We start from the raw sequence: 16,939 nt of genomic DNA, 5'->3' as shown, positions 1-16,939 counted from the left end.
TGTGACCTGGCTCTCAAAGTGCAGGTCAGGGGGCGTATTGGCGGGGTCATGTCATGCGGTCTGGCCTACTAGGGTGCCTCGTATGTGACCTGCGCCCTGTGGGCCGGTTCACGCCGCTCCTGACGGACGGTGCGGGGGAGGCCACGCGGCGTCGGCCCACGATGTGACGTGGGTCCCGGATCACCGGGCGTCGAACGTGACCGGGCTCTCGAAGGCCGCCCGGCGTGTGGCCCGGCGCAGTGCCTTGAGGAGGGTCGGGCCGATCGTCACGGTGAGGACGACGGTGACGACCGCCCGCCCCAGGTCCCAGCCGAGGGAGGTGGCCAGGCAGTACGCGACGAAGCGGGCGAGGTTGGCGGGTACGGCGGCGTGCGGGTCGAAGGCGATGTTCGAGGCCAGCGCGTCCATGAAGGGCCAGCCGGCCAGGTTCATGACGGTGCCGTACGCGAAGGCGGCGACGAAGCCGTACCCGGCGAGCATCAGGAGCTCCGCTCGGCCGCGCAGCCGGTCCGGGCCCGGCAGGAGCCCGGCCCCCATCGTGAACCAGCCCATGGCCAGCATCTGGAAGGGCATCCAGGGCCCCACCCCGCCGGTCAGCAGCGCCGACGCGAACATGGTCACGGACCCGAGGACGTAGCCGAAACCCGGCCCGAGCACCCGGCCGCTCAGCACCATCAGGAAGAACATCGGCTCGATGCCGGCGGTCCCGGCCCCGATCGGCCGCAGCGCGGCGCCGGTCGCGGCCAGCACACCGAGCATGGCGACCGCCTTCGGGCCGAGACCCGACTCGGAGATCGTCGCCGCGACCACCGCGACCAGCAGGACGAGGAGCCCCGCGAACAGCCAGGGCGCGTCCTGGGCGTGCGCGCTCACCTGCGAACCGGGACCCGCGAAGAGCGGCCAGGCGAATCCGGCCGCTCCGGTCGCGCTGACCAGGACCAGGGCGGCGACGGAACGCGGGCCGAGACGGACCGCCCGCGCCTGGGGTTGGGGCTGAGGTCGGGGTTGGGACTTGGGGTGGGGGGCGGGCGCGCCGGTGGTGGTCATGCGAGGGCCCTTCCGACCTGGGCGACGGTGAGCCATGGCTCGGGGGCCAGGATCTTGGCGACCTGCGGGGCGAAGGACGGGGACGCGACGACCACCTCGGCGGTGGGACCGTCGGCGACGACCTCACCGTCCGCGAGGATCACCACACGGTCGGCGAGCTCGGCGGCGAGTTCCACGTCATGGGTGGCGAGCACGATGGCGTGCCCCTCGGCGGCCAGTCCGCGCAGCACGGAGACCAGCCGGGCCTTGGCCGCGTAGTCGAGGCCGCGGGTCGGCTCGTCGAGGAGGAGCAGCGGGGGGCGGGCCGTGAGGACGACGGCCAGCGCCAGCGCCAGCCGCTGCCCCTCCGACAGATCGCGGGGATGCGTGTCGTCCGCGATGTCCGGCAGCAGCTCGGACACCAGCGCCCGGCAGGTTCCGGCGGCGGCCCCGGCGTCCTCGTCGGCCGCCGCGCACTCGGCGGCCACCGTGTCCGCGTACAGCAGATCCCGCGGCTCCTGCGGTACGAGTCCCACACGGCGTACGAGGTCACGCGGCGCCATGTGACGCGGTGCCGCCCCGCCGACGCGGACGGATCCGGCGGCCGGTTCGACGAGCCCGACCAGCGCTCCGAGCAGCGTCGACTTCCCGGCGCCGTTGCGGCCCATCAGCGCGATGGTCTCTCCCGGTCCCACGGTCAGATCGACCCGCCGCAGCGCCTCGACGCGGCCGCGCCGGACCGCCAGCGACTCGATGACGGCCACTTCGGACGGCGGCGGCAGGGGGGCGGCCGCGCGGTCATGGCCGCGGCCGCGGAGGAGACGGGAGAGGGAGAACGGGGAGAGGGGGGTGGTTGGGCGTGCTGGTGCCGGGCGGAGGGGGAGGGGGCGGCGGGCGGCGGTGGGTTCGGCCGGGGGCGTGGCGGTGAGGCGTTCGCGCAGTGCTCCCGCCTGGCGTCGCGCGTCGCGCACGGTCAGGGGGAGCGGGGACCAGCCGGCCAGGCGGCCGAGCTCCACCACCGGCGGGCACACCGGGGAGACGGCCATGATCTCGGCCGGGGTGCCGAGCGTCAGCGGCGCTCCCGGCGCGGGCAGGAGGGCGAGCCGGTCGGCGTACTGGACGACGCGTTCCAGGCGGTGCTCGGCCATCAGGATCGTGGTGCCGAGGTCGTGGACCAGGCGCTGAAGGACGGCGAGGACCTCCTCGGCGGCGCCGGGGTCCAGGGCCGAGGTGGGCTCGTCGAGGACCAGGACCCGCGGGTGCGGGGTGAGCACCGAACCGATCGCGACCCGCTGCTGCTGGCCGCCGGACAGGGTGGCGATCGGGCGGTCGCGGAGGTCGGCCAGCGAGAGCAGGTCGAGGGTCTCCTCGACCCGGCGGCGCATCACGGCCGGTGCGAGGCCCAGCGACTCCATGCCGTAGGCGAGTTCGTCCTCCACCGTGTCCGTCACGAAGTGGGAGAGCGGGTCCTGGCCCACCGTGCCGACCACGTCCGCGAGTTCGCGCGGCTTGTGGGTACGGGTGTCCCGCCCCGCGACGGTGACCCGGCCGCGCAGCGTTCCGCCCGTGAAGTGCGGGACCAGTCCGCTCACCGCGCCCAGCACCGTCGACTTGCCGACCCCGGACGGGCCGACCAGCAGCACCAGTTCGCCCTCGGGTACCTCGAAGTCCACAGCCCGGACGGAGGGTTCGGCCGCTCCGGCGTACGTCACGGAGACATCCTCGAAGCGGATCACGCTGACTCCTCGGGGGCAGGTGCGGGGGCTCGCCGGGCGGCCGGGGCCGGGGCCGTGAAGGCGGGGAGCAGGCCGAGCAGGATCGCCGCCGCCGGCAGGAGCGGGAGGTCGGGGGCGACCAGGGGGATGACGCCGGGGCGCAGCGCGGCGGGGTCCTGGGAGGCGGCCACGATCATCAGGGCCGCGACCGCCACGCCCGACCCGGAGACCAGCCAGGCCCGGACGCCCCAGAGGTCCGGCCGGTACCGGGTCCGCGGTGAGCGTCGGCCGCCCAGCCACAGGCCGCCGAGCGCCGCGCCGAGCCCGGCCAGCAGGACCGGAAGGCCGTAGCTGTCGCCCGCCGCGGTCAGCAGCCCGTACGTGCCGGCGCAGACGCCGAGCAGGCCGCCCAGGGTGAGGGCTCCGGTGGTGCGGCGTACGGCGGCCGGGACCTGTGCCGTACGCCCGTACCCGCGTGCGTCCATCGCCGCCGCCAGCGCGACCGAACGCTCCAACGCGCCTTCCAGGACGGGGAGTCCGACGTGCAGCAGGCCGCGCAGCCCCCGGTCGGGTCGGCCGCGGAGTCGGCGCGCGGCGCGCAGCCGCTGGACGTCGGCGATCAGATGCGGCGCGAAGGTCAGTGCGACGACCACCGCGACGCCCGCCTCGTACAGCGCTCCCGGCAGCGACTTGAGCAGCCGTGCCGGGTTCGCCAGGGCGTTGGCCGCGCCGACGCAGACGAGGAGGGCGGCCAGCTTCAGGCCGTCGTAGAGCGCGAAGAGCAGGCCTTCGGCGGTGACCCGGCCGCCGATGCGCACCCCCTGTGCCCAGTGCGGGAGGGGGATCTCGGGGAGGGTGACGATCACGTGCGTGCCGGGGATCGGGGAGCCGAGGAAGACGGCGAAGGCCAGCCGGATGACGAGGACGGTCGCCGCCAGCTTCACGAACGCGGTGTAGGAACGGGCCCAGGGGGCGTCGGTGCGGTGGGTGGCCACCACAAAGCCCGCCACCGCCATGAGCAGCGCCAGCAGGAGCGGGTTGGTGGTGCGCGAGGCGGCCGTGCCGAGCCCCAGGGCCCAGACCCACCAGGCCCCGGGATGCAGGGCATTGGCACGGGTCGCCGCGGGGGCGAGCGTACGGGGGCGAGGCGAGGCGGTACGGCTCTCACTGCCGGTACCGCCGCGGGGGCGAAGAGGGGGGTGGGGGTGGGTGCGGGAGTCCGGCGCCGGCTCAGCACCGGCGGCGGGCGGTGGTGGTCCCGCCTGGCCGGTGCCGGACGGCGATCCGGTACGGCTGTCGCTCGGCGATGGCTCCGTCGGGGCGGCGGGCGGTGGTGATCCTGCCGGGTTCGGGGGCTGTGGTGTCGTCGACTCGGTCGTGTCCGGGGCCGGGGGGCGGGGGCCCGGCATGCCGGGTTCCGCGTGTTGTTCGGGCGGGCGGGAGCCCCACCGCTTCGGGGTGGTGGGGCGGTCGGCCTTCGTCATGAGTGGTGCCTAGCCCTTGCGCCGACGGGCCTGCCAGACGGCCGCCGCGCCCACCACGGCCACTGCTGCCGCTCCCGCCAACAGGCCCACCGAGGGGCCCTGGTGGGTTGGTGCGGAGGCGCCCGGGCGGGCGGACGCGGTCGGTCCGCCGGCTGCGACTGGCTCGCCGCAGCCCGTACGCGGGTAGCCGGTGATGGCGCAGAGGAGGGCGTTGGTGTCGTAGCGCAGGGGGGCGGCGACCTCGGCCAGGGCTTCGGCCGTGCTCGCGTCGGGGGCGACCTGGGCACAGGCGGTGCGCGCGGCCGGCGGACGTTCGCCGGACGGCGCGTCGGCGGCCGTGCCCGGGTCGATGACCAGGGCCACCCGCTTCTTGCCGTGCCGGGCGGGCGTCTTGGCGCATATCGCGGCGAACTCCCGCTCCCCGCGCGGCTGCACGGCGTGCCGGGAGTCCTCGCTCACCGCGAAGCGGAAGCCCTGGACGTCGCCGTCGGACGGCCGCGCGGTCGACGGGCCCTGGGTGGCGTAGGTCCACTTTCCGCCGGTCAGGTCCCAGAAGGACCAGTAGCGGTAGCCGACGGCTCCGGCCTGCCCCGCGCCGCCGAGGACGAGGAGCAGGAGAGCGGGCACGAGTGCCAGGGCGAGCGCAGCCGTCCGACGGGCGGTCACAGCTGGCGCTTCTTGTTGCGGCCGCTGATCAGGAAGCCGATGCCGATGCCCGCGACCAGGCCGACGCCGATGATCCACCAGACGCCGAGCCCGTTGCCGTCGTCCTTCTTCTCGTCGTTCTTCTTCTCGCTCGGGCTCGCCGAGGCGCCGGCGGCCGCCGCCGGGGCGGGGCCCGTGGCGTTCAGCTGGGCGACGAGGTCCTTGCCGCCGAAGTCGCGCGGGTCGGTGCCGGTGGCGTGCGCGGCGAAGACGAGCTGCGCGTACGCGGCCGGGCCGGACTTGGCCGCCCAGTCCGCGGAGTTCTTCTCCAGCCAGGCGAGCGGCTTCTGCGCGTCCTTCGTCGCGCCGATGGCCGCGAGGGCCACGACCGCGTCCGCCGTGTTCCCGTAGTCGGGCTGGTCCTCGGCGCCCGGGAGCGCGGACTTCAGGTACGAGGTCTTGGCCGTCACCTTGGCGAGATAGCCGGCGCCGTTCGCCGCCGCGTCCGCGATGTTGGGCGTGTCGGCGACGTGGCAACCCGTGAGGTCGAACGCCTTGCCGGTCTCCGCCACGAAGCCCTGGCCCATGCCGGCGGTCACGCCCGCAGCGGTCGCGTCCGCGTTCGCCACCAGCTTGCCCTTCTTGTCGGGCTGGTAGGCGAAGGCGCCGCCGTCCTCCCCGCCGCAGACCTTCGACAGCTTCACGAGGGTGTCGTAGGGGGACTTGCCGTCCTTGGTGACGCTCGCGGGCTTCTTGCCGACCGCCTTGAGCGCGCCGATCACGACGGACGTCGAGTTGGTGTCGCTGGGTCCGCCGGCCATGTAGCCCCAACCGCCGTCCTTGTTCTGCACGGACTTCAGCCAGGTCACGGCCTTGCCGGTGGCGTCGTCGTGCCCGCCGAGGGCGCCGAGCGCCTGGACGGCGGCCGCGGTGCTGTTGGTGTCGACCTGGGTCTTCGCGTCGCACGCGGCGGTCGCGTCGGCACGGTAGGCGGCGTACGCGCCGCTCGCGCACTGCTGACCGGTCAGCCAGTCCACGGCCTTGGCGGCGGGCCGCACGCCGACGGTGTGCTGGGCGAGCAGCGCGAGCGACTGGCGCCAGACGCCGTCGTAGGTCGGGTCGGCGGAGCCGAACAGGCCCGAGGGGAGGGCCACCGAGGGTGACGGAGACGGGGACGAGTCGGCTGCGGAGGCGGCCGGGGCGATCACCGCCCCGAGGACGGCGGTGGCGGCCAGTACCGCTGCGGTGCGGCGAACAGACATGACTCTCCCTGCGGGGAGCCGGGCAGCACCGGGCACACGGGGGTATCCGGGCGGCTCCGGCTCCGTATCCCTCGACGGTGCCGGCCGTCGGCGGGCTGCCGAGGGCACGAGCCGGTCACGTCCCGGGCGAGGCGATCCGGCTCACCACCGAAGTGGCTCACGGTTGCGGGTCAGCGCCGGATTTGCACCGGCTTCTCCTCGTACGGGTGTGATGACGACGCGCACACTCTACCGGCCGGTCCGAAGCCGCCGGTTGTCGCGTTCGGCACTGGCCCGGGGTGACCTGGGCGACATCCGCTAGGTTCGGGCCCATGCGAACGGGGAGACTGCTCGGCTCGGGGCGTTCGGCGGACGTCTACGAGATCGACGAGGCGTGGGTGCTGCGGCGGGACCGCGCGGGCTGGGGCAACGCGACGGCCGAGGCGGCGGTGATGCAGCACGTGCGCTCGCACGGCTATCCGGTGCCGGGTGTACGGGCCGCGACCCGCGGGGATCTGGTGATGGAGCGGCTGTCGGGGCCGACCATGCTGGAGGCCTTCGGGCTGGGTCTGCTCTCCGCCCAGGAAGCGGGCCTGACCCTGGCCAGGCTGCTGCGCAAGCTGCACGCGGTGCCCGCCCGGCTGTCCGACGACCCCGGTGTCCGTGTCCTTCATCTGGACCTGCACCCCGACAACGTGATGCTCACCCCGGACGGGCCGAAGGTCATCGACTGGTCCAACGCCGAGGAGGGGCCGCCCGGTCTCGACTGGGCGATGTCCGCCGTGATCCTCGCCCAGGTCGCCGTCGGCGGCGAGGCGATCGGGGGCGTGGCCGCCGAGACGCTGGAGGCGCTGCTCGACGGGAACGAGGAGCAGGTGACCGAGGCGGGGCTCGTGGAGGCGGGCCGGCGCCGTGCGGCCAACCCGACGATGAGTACGCGGGAGGTCGAACTCCTCGGTGAGGCGGACGGGTTGATACGGGAGCTGTTGGGCTGAGGGCGGCGGACGCGAACGCGGACGCGGGTGTCGTCCGGTGGTGTCACACCGCCGTGTACGTCACCGGGTCGCTGCCGGGTACCGCCTCCGCCCGCCCCAGTTTCACCAGGCGGCGGATGTGGGCCTCGGCCTCGGAGACCGCGATGTTCCGTGATCCGTAGGGGATGTCGGCCCAGGGGCGGTTCCACTCCATGCGCTCGGCGAGCTGCCAGGGTGTGAGCGGTACGCAGAGCAGGGCGAGCAGGCCGGTGAGCCGCTCCTCGTGGTGTGCGAGCAGCTCGGCGACCCGGGAGGGGGCGTCGGTGAACACGTGCTGGTGGGCCGGGAGCACCTCGGCGGGGCCGAGGCGGCCGACGCGCTCCAGGGAGTCGAGGTAGTCGCCGAGCGGATCGGCGATCTCCGCGAGGCCCTCGACGCCGCCCGCGTAGGGAGGGCGCCCGTGGGTGTCCGGGTCCTCGTAGAGGCCGATGTGCGGGGTGATCCTCGGCAGCAGGTGGTCGCCGGAGAACAGGCGTCCGTTGCCGGGCAGTCGCTCCGGGTGGGTCTCCTCCAGGTGGAGGCACACGTGTCCGGGAGTGTGGCCGGGGGTCCAGACGGCGCGCAGCCGGCGGCCGGGCAGGGGCAGGAGTTCGCCGGGGACGATCTCGCGGTCGGGCAGCGCGGGGGAGAAGCCGGGCAGGGTGCTGGGGCGGCGGAGCGCGCCGGGTGCCTCGCGGAGCGGGGCGACATGGTCCTCCGGGGCGCCGGAGGCGGTCAGCTTGGCGGCCATGTAGGCGAACCAGCCCTCGGGCCGGGTCTCGCGGGTGCGCCGGACGATCGCCGCGTCGGCGGCGTGCATCGCGATCCAGGCGCCGGACGCCTCCCGGACCCGGCCCGACAGACCGTGGTGGTCGGGGTGGTGGTGGGTGATGACCACGCCGTGGATCTCCGTGACCGAGGTTCCGCAGCCGGTGATCCCCTCGGTGAGGGTGTCCCAGGAGGCCGGGTCGTCCCAGCCGGTGTCGACGAGCACGGGGCCCGCGTCGGTGTCGACCAGATACACCAGCGTGTGGCCGAGCGGGTTGTCCGGGATGGGGACCCTGATCGACCGTACGCCCCCGCCGTGATCGGTCACCTGCGTCATGCGTTCCCACCCATCGCCGATTCCCGCCACTATAACTAGAACGAGTTCCAATGGGAGCCCAAGTCGACCGGTCCGTCCGCGTGGACGGCGGCCCGTCGCGGTGTCCGTGCCGTGGACTCATCCGACGAGAACTGGTATCAGTTCTCGTATCTGATGAAGCGTCAGAATCAGTGGCAGAGAGCGTCCTTGGGAGGCAGTCGGCCATGACCGAGCTCGTGGAACACGGACAGCTGTTCATCGGCGGGGAGTTGACCGACCCGCTCGGCAAGGACGTCATCGAGGTGATCTCGCCGCACACCGAGGAGGTCATCGGCCGGGTGCCGCACGCCTCGGCGGCGGACGTCGACCGCGCCGTCGCCGCCGCGCGCCGGGCGTTCGACGAGGGGCCCTGGCCGCGGACGAGCCTCGACGAGCGGATCGCGGTCGTGACCCGGATCAAGGACGCCATCGCCGTACGCCACGAGGAGATAGCCCGCGTCATCTCCTCGGAGAACGGCTCCCCGTACTCCTGGAGCGTCCTCGCGCAGGCCCTCGGCGCGATGATGGTGTGGGACACGGCGATCACGGTCGCGCGCGGCTACACGTACGAGGAGTCCCGCGACGGAGTGCTCGGCAAACTCCTCGTCCGCCGTGAGCCGGTGGGCGTGGTGGCGGCCGTGGTGCCCTGGAACGTCCCGCAGTTCGTCGCGGCGGCCAAGCTCGCCCCCGCGCTGCTGACCGGCTGCACCGTCGTACTGAAGCCGTCGCCCGAATCGCCCCTGGACGCCTATCTGCTGGGGGAGATCGCGAAGGAGGCCGGGCTGCCCGAAGGGGTGCTGTCGATCCTCCCGGCCGACCGTGAGGTCAGCGAGTACCTGGTCGGACACCCCGGCGTCGACAAGGTCTCCTTCACCGGCTCGGTCGCCGCCGGCAAGCGGGTGATGGAGGTCGCCTCCCGTCATCTCACCCGCGTGACACTGGAGTTGGGCGGAAAGTCGGCGGCCGTGGTGCTGCCCGACGCGGACCTCGCCACCGCGGTCCCCGGGATCGTCTCCGCGGCCTGGATGAACAACGGCCAGGCCTGCGTGGCCCAGACCCGCATCCTCGTGCCCCGCTCGCGCTACGACGAGTTCGCGGACGCCTTCGCCACGGCGGCGAACGCGCTGGTCGTCGGCGACCCGCTCGACCCGGCCACCCAGGTCGGCCCGCTCGTCGCCGAGCGGCAGCAGCGGCGCAACCTCGACTACATCCGCATCGGCCAGGAGGAGGGCGCCAAGATCCTCGCCGGCGGCGGGCGTCCGCAGGGCCTCGACCGCGGTTGGTACGTCGAGCCCACCCTGTTCGGGGACGTCGACAACACCATGCGCATCGCCCGGGAGGAGATCTTCGGCCCGGTGATCTGTCTGCTCCCCTACGGCGACGAGGCCGAGGCCGTGAAGATCGCCAACGACTCCGACTACGGGCTGAGCGGCAGTGTCTGGACGGCGGACGTCGCCCATGGCATCGACATCGCCCGCCAGGTCCGTACCGGCACCTACTCCGTGAACACCTTCAGCCTCGACATGATGGGCCCCTTCGGCGGCTACAAGAACTCGGGTCTCGGTCGGGAGTTCGGGCCCGAGGGGTTCGGGGAGTTCCTGGAGCACAAGATGATCCACCTGCCGGCCGGCTGGGAGGCCTGAGGATGGGTGACCGCTGGCAGGTCGAGGTCGACCGTTCCGTCTGCATCGGCTCGGCCCAGTGCGTCCACCTCGCCCCGGACGCCTTCCGCCTCGACGCCGCCATGCAGTCCCACCCCGTCGAGCCGGAGACCGACGCCAACGAGAAGATCCTCGAAGCGGCCGAGGGCTGCCCGGTGGAGGCCGTCATGATCTCGCTCCTGGCCGGCGGCGAGCCGGTGTTCCCGCCGGAGGAGTAGGCCGCCGGGCGCCGGCTTCGGCATCGGGATTCCGCGGGGGAGATCGAGTTCCCCGCGGGGGAGGGTGGGATCGCGGGCCTCTTCGGTGCCGCTTGCGTACGGCTGGGCACCGACGGGGAGCGGGAGGTCGTGTGGATCGAGCGGTTGCGCCCGGCCCGGGGGCGCGTGACGAACGCGCCCGTCACCGGCGGGCGGCGACACGGCGGTACCGGCCGGAGCCGGAGCGGTCCGGAGCGGGTGGGCCGGGAGCGGGGCTCCCGTTCGTACCGGCGTGGCCGTCGGCACCGGCGCTCCCGTTCGTACCGGCGTGCCCGTCGGCATCGGCGCTCCCCCTCGTACGGGTGCTTCCGCCCGTACGAGAGTTACCGGTCGTCCGGGCCGGTCAGGTCGATCAGGCGGCAGACCGTCTCGATGTCTATCTTGACCTGGGCGATCGAGGCACGGCCCGAGAGCCAGGTGATCAGCGCCGAATGCCAGGTGTGCTCGATGACCCGGACGGCGGAGAGCTGGGCCGGCGTCGGGTCGTCCAGCCCCATCGCGTCCAGGATGATCACCGTGGTCTGCCGCGAGACCTGGTCGACCTCGGGACTGACACTGCGGTCCGCGAAGGTGAGCGCGCGGACCATCGCGTCGGCCAGGTGGGGCTCCCGCTGGAGGGCGCGGAACGCCCGCATCAGGGTCTCCGCCACCCGCTCGGCGGCCGTGTCCCCGGCCGGCGGCTTCTTGCGCAGCGTGCCGTGCATGTGCTCGAGCTGGTCCTGCATCGTGGCGACCAGCAGATGCACCTTCGAGGGGAAGTAGCGGTACAGGGTGCCGAGAGCGACCTGCGACGACTCCGCGACCTCGCGCATCTGCACGGCGTCGAAACCGCCCCGGCTGGCGAGCTGCGCGCTCGCGTGCAGGATCCGGCGGCGGCGCGCCTCCTGCCGCTCGGTGAGCGGCGGCGAGGCGGGATGCGCGATGGAGTGCGGCCTGCTGTGCGCGCCGCCGGAGGACGCGGCGGGCGTGCTGGCCCCCGGCGCCGGTCGCGCGTTGTTCGAGTCCGCCTTGGCTTCCGCAGGCATGGGTCCGTTCCGTGACATCAGCGAGGGGGAGCGACGAGCCGGCCCGGCAGGGCGTGACACCACCGGGTGAACCAGGCGATCCAGCCGCCCGGTCGTGGCGTGAATCACCTGATCCACCGCTCACAGCGGCGCTACCTGCCGGTAGATTCAGTGCTCCGTGAACGATCAAGTCTGAAACTTGTTCTAGATTAGCGTCCCGGCGTAATCTCGCGGGAAAGTGCAGGGAGAAGGGGACCGGAAGTGACCGCTGAGGCCATGGAGGCGGACCCCGGGAAGGGCGCGGCAGCCGATGGGGGCCGACCCCTGAGCATCGCGCTCCTCACGTACAAGGGAAACCCGTTCTGCGGCGGCCAGGGTGTCTATGTACGGCATCTCTCCCGCGAACTCGCCCGCCTCGGCCACCGCGTCGAGGTCATCGGCTCCCAGCCCTACCCCGTGCTCGACGAAGGCCTGCCCGGCCTGAGCCTCACCGAGCTGCCCAGCCTGGACCTGTACCGCCAGCCCGACCCCTTCCGCACCCCGGGGCGCGACGAGTACCGCGACTGGATCGACGCCCTCGAGGTCGGCACGATGTGGACCGGCGGCTTCCCCGAGCCGCTGACCTTCTCGCTGCGCGCCCGCCGCCATCTGCGCGCCCGGCGCGGCGAGTTCGACGTCGTCCACGACAACCAGACCCTCGGCTACGGCCTCCTCGGGGACGTCGGCGCCCCGCTGGTCACCACCATCCACCACCCCATCACCGTCGACCGGCAGCTCGAACTGGACGCCGCCGAGGGCTGGCAGCGCCGCGCCTCCGTCCGCCGCTGGTACGCCTTCACCCGCATGCAGAAGCGCGTCGCGCGCCGCCTGCCGTCCGTGCTCACCGTCTCCGGAACGTCCCGTCAGGAGATCGTCGACCACCTGAGGGTCGAGCAGGACCGCATCCACGTCGTCCACATCGGCGCGGACACCGACCTCTTCTCGCCGGACCCGTCCGTGCCCCAGGTGCCGGGCCGCATCGTCACCACGTCCAGCGCCGACGTACCCCTCAAGGGTCTGGTGTTCCTCGTCGAGGCGCTCGCCAAGCTGCGGACCGAGCACCCGGGCGCGCACCTCGTCGTCGTCGGCAAGCGCGCCGAGGACGGGCCGGTCGCCCAGGCCATCGAGCGGTACGGCCTCGACGGCGCCGTCGAGTTCGTCAAGGGCATCTCCGACGCCGAACTCGTCGACCTCGTGCGCTCGGCCGAAGTCGCCTGCGTGCCCTCCCTGTACGAGGGCTTCTCGCTGCCCGCCGCCGAGGCGATGGCCACCGGGACCCCGCTGGTGGCCACCACCGGCGGAGCGATCCCGGAGGTCGCGGGCCCCGACGGCGAGACCTGCCTCGCGGTCCCGCCGGGCGACCCGGGAGCGCTGGCGGCGGCCCTCGGCCGGCTCCTCGGCGACCCCGCGCTGCGGGCACGGCTCGGCGCCGCCGGGCGCGAGCGCGTCCTCGCCCGCTTCACCTGGGCCAAGGCGGCCGAGGGCACGGTGGCCCACTACCGTGCGGCGATGGCCCTCCCCGCGTCCCGGCTCCGCTCGCGCGCGGCCGTCGCCGCGGGCACCGACGGGCGCGGCGGCTCCCCGGCGACCCCGGGACCCGACCGCGCCGAGGCCGCGGAAGCCACTCCCGCCGCCGTAGAACTAGTTGCAGCCAACCGCGAAAGCAGGGCCACGTGCTGACCGTCGACTTCTCCCGGTTCCCGCTCGCCCCCGGCGACCGCGTCCTGGACCTCGGATGCGGTGCCGGCCGGCACGCGTTCGAGTGCTACCGGCGCGGCGCGCAGGTCGTGGCGCTGGATCAGAACGGCGAGGAGATCCGCGAGGTCGCGAAGTGGTTCGCGGCGATGAAGGAGGCCGGGGAGGCGCCCGCCGGGGCCACCGCGACGGCCATGGAGGGCGACGCGCTCGCGCTGCCCTTCCCCGACGAGTCCTTCGACGTCGTGATCATCTCCGAGGTCATGGAGCACATCCCCGACGACAAGGGCGTCCTCGCCGAGATGGTCCGCGTGCTCAAGCCGGGCGGACGCATCGCCATCACCGTGCCGCGCTACGGCCCGGAGAAGGTCTGCTGGACCCTGTCCGACGCCTACCACGAGGTCGAGGGCGGCCACATCCGCATCTACAGGGCGGACGAACTGCTCGGGAAGATCCGCGAGGCCGGTCTGCGGCCCTACGGCTCGCACCACGCGCACGCGCTGCACTCGCCGTACTGGTGGCTGAAGTGCGCGTTCGGCGTCGACAACGACAAGGCGCTGCCCGTGCGGGCGTACCACAAGCTGCTGGTCTGGGACATCATGAAGAAGCCGCTGGCCACCCGGGTCGTCGAGCAGGCGCTGAACCCGCTGATCGGCAAGAGCTTCGTGGCGTACGCGACCAAGCCGCATCTGCCGGCGCTCGCCGGCACGCCGGACTCCGCGCAGGCCGTTTCCGAGGCGGACGCCACGTGACCACTCCCCGGCGGACAGAACACCTCGTCCTGCCCGGGGTCCTCACCGCGGAGGAGGCCGCCACCACGGTGCGCGGGATCCTCGCGGTGCAGCGCCCCGACGGAGCCATCCCGTGGTTCCGCGGCCACCACCTCGACCCGTGGGACCACACCGAGGCCGCCATGGCACTCGACGCGGCCGGCGAGCACGAGGCCGCCGAGCGGGCCTACGAGTGGCTGGCGCGGCACCAGAACGAGGACGGTTCCTGGTACGCGGCCTACGCCGACGGGGACTTCGAGGACGTCACCGACCGCGGCCGCGAGACCAACTTCTGCGCGTACATCGCGGTGGGCGTCTGGCACCACTACCTGGCGACCGGCGACGACGTCTTCCTGGACCGCATGTGGCCCGCCGTCTACGCGGCCGTGGAGTTCGTGCTGCGGCTCCAGCAGCCCGGCGGACAGATCGGCTGGAAGCGCGAGGACGACGGGACACCGGTCGACGACGCGCTGCTGACCGGGAGTTCGTCGGTCCACCACGCGCTGCGCTGCGCCCTCGCCATCGCCGAGCAGCGTGAGGAGCCGCAGCCCGACTGGGAGCTGGCCGTCGGCGCGCTGCGGCACGCCATCCGGCTGCACCCGGAGCGGTTCCTCGACAAGGACCGCTACTCCATGGACTGGTACTACCCGGTGCTCGGGGGCGCGTTGACGGGCGCCGAGGCCAAGTCCCGCATAGAGGAGGGCTGGGACCGCTTCGTGGTGCCCGGTCTCGGGGTGCGCTGCGTGATTCCCAACCCGTGGGTGACCGGCGGTGAATCGGCCGAACTCGCCCTGGCGCTCTGGGCGATGGGTGAGTCGGACCGTGCCCTGGAGATCCTCCAGTCCATCCAGCACCTGCGTGATCCGCGGTCCGGTCTGTACTGGACGGGCTATGTCTTCGAGGACCGGGCCGTCTGGCCCGAGGAGCTCACCAGCTGGACGGCGGGTTCCCTGCTCCTCGCGGTCGCCGCGCTGGGCGGCGACGAGCCCACCTGCGCGGTGTTCGGCGGCGAGCGTCTGCCGTCCGGGCTGGACCCCGACTGCTGCACGCCGACCCGCTGAAGGTCCGGACGGTCCCCGCTTCTCGGACCGTCCGGACGCTCCGGATCTTTTGAACTCTTCGAACTCTTCGGGCTCGTTGAACGCGTTGAACCCTTCGGGCTCTTCGGGTGTTCCCGGCCGTTTCGGTGCCGGTCAGTGACGGTGGATGCGGTTGGCCACCGCGTGGCCGATGAACAGATAGACGACGGCGGCGAGACCGTAGCCCGCGACGACACGCGCCCACTCCTTGTCGAAGGTGAACAGGTCGCGCGACCAGCCGGCGAGCCAGGCCGCGGTGTTGTGGATGAACTGCACGAGGTCGTTGCCACGATTGGCGTCGAGCAGATACATCAGGATCCAGAGACCGAGGATGACGGCCATGACGTCCGCGACGATCGCGATGACCGTCCCCGCTTGATTCGAACCGTTGCGATATCTAGGGGACATGTCGAGCGGATTGCCCGTCGTTCCCGGATGAAACCCGAACGGCTCCCGCCGGGTGGCACGTCCGCCGGGCCCGGGTGAGGCTGCCGGGGAGAGCCGTGTCCGCCCACGCGGGGCGAGCACCGGCGGACCGGGGAGAACCGTCCCCTCATCCGGAGGATCCCGTGCCCGTACCGATACGGCGCCTGATCGTGGCGCTGACCCTCTCCTGCGTCCTGATCGGCGGCGCCACGGCCTGCGGTGGCGGCGGATCGGGCCAGGACACCGCCACCGCGACGCGGTTGGCCGCCACCCCGACGCCCACCACGTCGGCCCAGAAGCAGCGGTTCGCCAAGACCCGCTTCGTGGCGAACGCGGGGCTCGCGGCCGGCGCCACCTACCAGTGGATCGTCAAGCCCTGGAAGGCGGGCACCTTCAAGAAGGGCGCAGAGGGCCGCAGGCTCGCGCTGATCAAGGCCGGGCTGGCCGGCGCCTTCGCGTACAACCGGCTCAAGGCCGCCTCCAAGAACGCCGAGGGCGACCCCCTGCTGTCCAAGGCCGTCGCCCCGCTCGCCGCGGGCATCGCCGCGCTCAAGGACCTTCCCGCGAAGCTCCGCAGCGGCGACTCAACGGACTCCGTCGTGAACTCCTTCGACGACATCATCAACAAGGTCAAGGCGGCGGGGAAGAGCGCGGGCGCGGAGGTCAAGGACCAGGTGCCCTCGGCGTCCCAGCTCAGCGGCGGCTAGCGCACCCGGGCCGGAGCGGGCGGGAACGGGCGTACCCTCCCTAGGAGTTCAGCTCGGCGAGCACGCGCAGGGTGCGGGGGTCCGGGGACAGCACCAGCAGGTCGGTCACCGGGCCCTTGCGCCACAACTCCAGGCGTTCGGCGATGCGTTCACGCGGTCCGACGAGGGAGATCTCGTCCGCGAAGGCGTCGGGTACGGCCAGGACGGCCTCTTCCCGGCGTCCTTCCAGGAACAGCCGCTGGATCCTGCGGGCCTCCTCCCCGAAGCCCATCCGGGCCATCAGATCGGCGTGGAAGTTGCGGGCCGCGTGCCCCATCCCGCCGATGTAGAAGCCGAGCATCGCCTTGACCGGCAGCAGCCCTTCGGCGACGTCGTCACAGACGTGCGCGCGGGCCATCGGCGCGACGAGGAAGCCCTCGGGCAGGTCGGTGAGCGAGGCCTCGTACGCCTGAGGACGTGTCGGCGACCAGTACAGCGGCAGCCAGCCGTCGGCGATCCGGGTCGTCTGCGCGATGTTCTTCGGCCCCTCGGCGCCGAGCAGGAGCGGCAGTTCGGCCCGCAGCGGATGCGTGATCGGCTTCAGCGCCTTGCCGAGCCCCGTGCCGTCGGCACCCCGGTACGGGTGGGAGTGGAAGCGGCCGTCCAGCTCGACCGGCCCCTCGCGCCGCAGGACCTGGCGTACGACGTCGACGTACTCCCGGGTCGCGGTCAGCGGCGACCTCGGGAACGGCCGTCCGTACCAGCCCTCGACGACCTGGGGCCCCGACAGGCCGAGGCCGAGCATCATGCGCCCGCCGGAGAGATGGTCGAGCGTGAGCGCGTGCATCGCGGTCGTGGTGGGGGAGCGGGCGGCCATCTGCGCGACGGCCGTGCCGAGCCGGATGCGCGTGGTCCGCGCGGCGATCCAGGTGAGCGGGGTGAACGCGTCCGAGCCCCAGGACTCCGCGGTCCACACCGAGTGATAGCCGAGCCGCTCCGCCTCCTGGGCGAGCGGCACATGGTCCGCCGAGGGACCGCGCCCCCAGTAGCCGAGTGCGAGACCGAGCCGCATGGC

Annotated in this window: 16 protein-coding genes and 1 riboswitch; of the genes, 7 read left to right on the top strand and 9 right to left on the bottom strand. The window is 73.1% G+C overall.

Annotated features, from left to right (window positions below):
- Positions 1 to 180: 180 nt before the first annotated feature.
- The 5 genes from ACIQ7M_RS13925 to ACIQ7M_RS13905 form a co-directional block, all read right to left on the bottom strand.
- The gene (locus ACIQ7M_RS13925; protein ID WP_403643411.1) at positions 181 to 1,047 is read right to left on the bottom strand and encodes an ECF transporter S component; all 867 of its coding nucleotides are present in this window, start codon (positions 1,045 to 1,047) and stop codon (positions 181 to 183) included.
- On the bottom strand, positions 1,044 to 2,762 hold the full coding sequence (locus tag ACIQ7M_RS13920) for an ABC transporter ATP-binding protein (protein ID WP_403643408.1): 1,719 nt from the start codon (positions 2,760 to 2,762) through the stop codon (positions 1,044 to 1,046). The genes ACIQ7M_RS13925 and ACIQ7M_RS13920 overlap by 4 nt, the downstream gene beginning before the upstream one ends.
- Positions 2,759 to 3,844 carry a CbiQ family ECF transporter T component gene (locus ACIQ7M_RS13915; RefSeq protein ID WP_403643555.1) on the bottom strand — a complete coding sequence of 362 codons (1,086 nt, stop codon included), beginning with the start codon at positions 3,842 to 3,844 and terminating at the stop codon, positions 2,759 to 2,761. Before ACIQ7M_RS13915 ends, ACIQ7M_RS13920 begins: the two co-directional genes overlap by 4 nt.
- A gap of 390 nt (positions 3,845 to 4,234) precedes the next feature.
- A complete protein-coding gene (locus ACIQ7M_RS13910) occupies positions 4,235 to 4,891 on the bottom strand; it encodes an SCO2322 family protein (RefSeq protein ID WP_403643405.1) in 657 nt (218 codons plus the stop codon).
- A complete protein-coding gene (locus ACIQ7M_RS13905) occupies positions 4,888 to 6,132 on the bottom strand; it encodes a prenyltransferase/squalene oxidase repeat-containing protein (protein WP_403643402.1) in 1,245 nt (414 codons plus the stop codon). The genes ACIQ7M_RS13910 and ACIQ7M_RS13905 overlap by 4 nt, the downstream gene beginning before the upstream one ends.
- A 133-nt stretch (positions 6,133 to 6,265) precedes the next feature.
- A riboswitch (cobalamin riboswitch) is annotated at positions 6,266 to 6,329 on the bottom strand.
- Positions 6,330 to 6,443: 114 nt separating this feature from the next.
- Between ACIQ7M_RS13905 and ACIQ7M_RS13900 the strand changes: the two genes are divergently transcribed.
- Complete coding sequence (locus tag ACIQ7M_RS13900) at positions 6,444 to 7,106, top strand: phosphotransferase (protein WP_403643400.1); 663 nt, start codon at positions 6,444 to 6,446, stop codon at positions 7,104 to 7,106.
- Positions 7,107 to 7,149: 43 nt separating this feature from the next.
- Here the strand turns inward: ACIQ7M_RS13900 and ACIQ7M_RS13895 are convergent, their stop codons facing one another.
- A complete protein-coding gene (locus tag ACIQ7M_RS13895) occupies positions 7,150 to 8,229 on the bottom strand; it encodes an MBL fold metallo-hydrolase (RefSeq protein WP_403643397.1) in 1,080 nt (359 codons plus the stop codon).
- A gap of 203 nt (positions 8,230 to 8,432) precedes the next feature.
- Here ACIQ7M_RS13895 and ACIQ7M_RS13890 point away from each other — a divergent pair, with 203 nt between their 5' ends.
- Together ACIQ7M_RS13890 and ACIQ7M_RS13885 are read left to right on the top strand one after the other, a co-directional pair.
- Complete coding sequence (locus tag ACIQ7M_RS13890) at positions 8,433 to 9,890, top strand: aldehyde dehydrogenase (protein ID WP_403643394.1); 1,458 nt, start codon at positions 8,433 to 8,435, stop codon at positions 9,888 to 9,890.
- A gap of 2 nt (positions 9,891 to 9,892) precedes the next feature.
- The gene (locus ACIQ7M_RS13885) at positions 9,893 to 10,126 is read left to right on the top strand and encodes a ferredoxin (RefSeq protein WP_403643391.1); all 234 of its coding nucleotides are present in this window, start codon (positions 9,893 to 9,895) and stop codon (positions 10,124 to 10,126) included.
- Positions 10,127 to 10,488: 362 nt separating this feature from the next.
- Here the strand turns inward: ACIQ7M_RS13885 and ACIQ7M_RS13880 are convergent, their stop codons facing one another.
- The gene (locus tag ACIQ7M_RS13880) at positions 10,489 to 11,190 is read right to left on the bottom strand and encodes a TetR family transcriptional regulator (RefSeq protein WP_355766377.1); all 702 of its coding nucleotides are present in this window, start codon (positions 11,188 to 11,190) and stop codon (positions 10,489 to 10,491) included.
- A 240-nt stretch (positions 11,191 to 11,430) separates the two neighbouring features.
- On the opposite strand from ACIQ7M_RS13880, the gene ACIQ7M_RS13875 reads away from it, so the two are divergent.
- Genes ACIQ7M_RS13875 through ACIQ7M_RS13865 form a run of 3 tightly spaced genes read left to right on the top strand, consistent with a single transcriptional unit; the run spans position 11,431 to position 14,734 of the window.
- Positions 11,431 to 12,888: a glycosyltransferase family 4 protein gene (locus ACIQ7M_RS13875; protein ID WP_355766374.1), complete on the top strand. Its 1,458-nt coding sequence runs from the start codon at positions 11,431 to 11,433 to the stop codon at positions 12,886 to 12,888.
- The gene (locus ACIQ7M_RS13870) at positions 12,882 to 13,655 is read left to right on the top strand and encodes a class I SAM-dependent methyltransferase (RefSeq protein WP_386985252.1); all 774 of its coding nucleotides are present in this window, start codon (positions 12,882 to 12,884) and stop codon (positions 13,653 to 13,655) included. Before ACIQ7M_RS13875 ends, ACIQ7M_RS13870 begins: the two co-directional genes overlap by 7 nt.
- Entirely contained in the window at positions 13,652 to 14,734 is a 1,083-nt protein-coding gene (locus ACIQ7M_RS13865; protein WP_355766368.1) for a prenyltransferase/squalene oxidase repeat-containing protein, read from the top strand. Before ACIQ7M_RS13870 ends, ACIQ7M_RS13865 begins: the two co-directional genes overlap by 4 nt.
- Positions 14,735 to 14,866: 132 nt before the next feature.
- Here ACIQ7M_RS13865 and ACIQ7M_RS13860 read toward each other — a convergent pair whose 3' ends face one another.
- Positions 14,867 to 15,160: a hypothetical protein gene (locus ACIQ7M_RS13860; RefSeq protein WP_355766365.1), complete on the bottom strand. Its 294-nt coding sequence runs from the start codon at positions 15,158 to 15,160 to the stop codon at positions 14,867 to 14,869.
- Positions 15,161 to 15,321: 161 nt separating this feature from the next.
- Between ACIQ7M_RS13860 and ACIQ7M_RS13855 the strand changes: the two genes are divergently transcribed.
- Positions 15,322 to 15,885, top strand: a complete 564-nt coding sequence (locus ACIQ7M_RS13855; protein WP_403643385.1) for a hypothetical protein — start codon at positions 15,322 to 15,324, stop codon at positions 15,883 to 15,885.
- A 40-nt stretch (positions 15,886 to 15,925) separates the two neighbouring features.
- Here ACIQ7M_RS13855 and ACIQ7M_RS13850 read toward each other — a convergent pair whose 3' ends face one another.
- A complete protein-coding gene (locus tag ACIQ7M_RS13850; RefSeq protein ID WP_386985248.1) occupies positions 15,926 to 16,936 on the bottom strand; it encodes an LLM class F420-dependent oxidoreductase in 1,011 nt (336 codons plus the stop codon).
- Between the last annotated feature and the right edge of the window lie 3 nt (positions 16,937 to 16,939).

This window comes from Streptomyces sp. NPDC096324, from assembly GCF_044763015.1.
In the GTDB taxonomy this organism is placed as follows: domain Bacteria; phylum Actinomycetota; class Actinomycetes; order Streptomycetales; family Streptomycetaceae; genus Streptomyces.
This window is presented reverse-complemented; position numbering and strand designations above follow the sequence as displayed.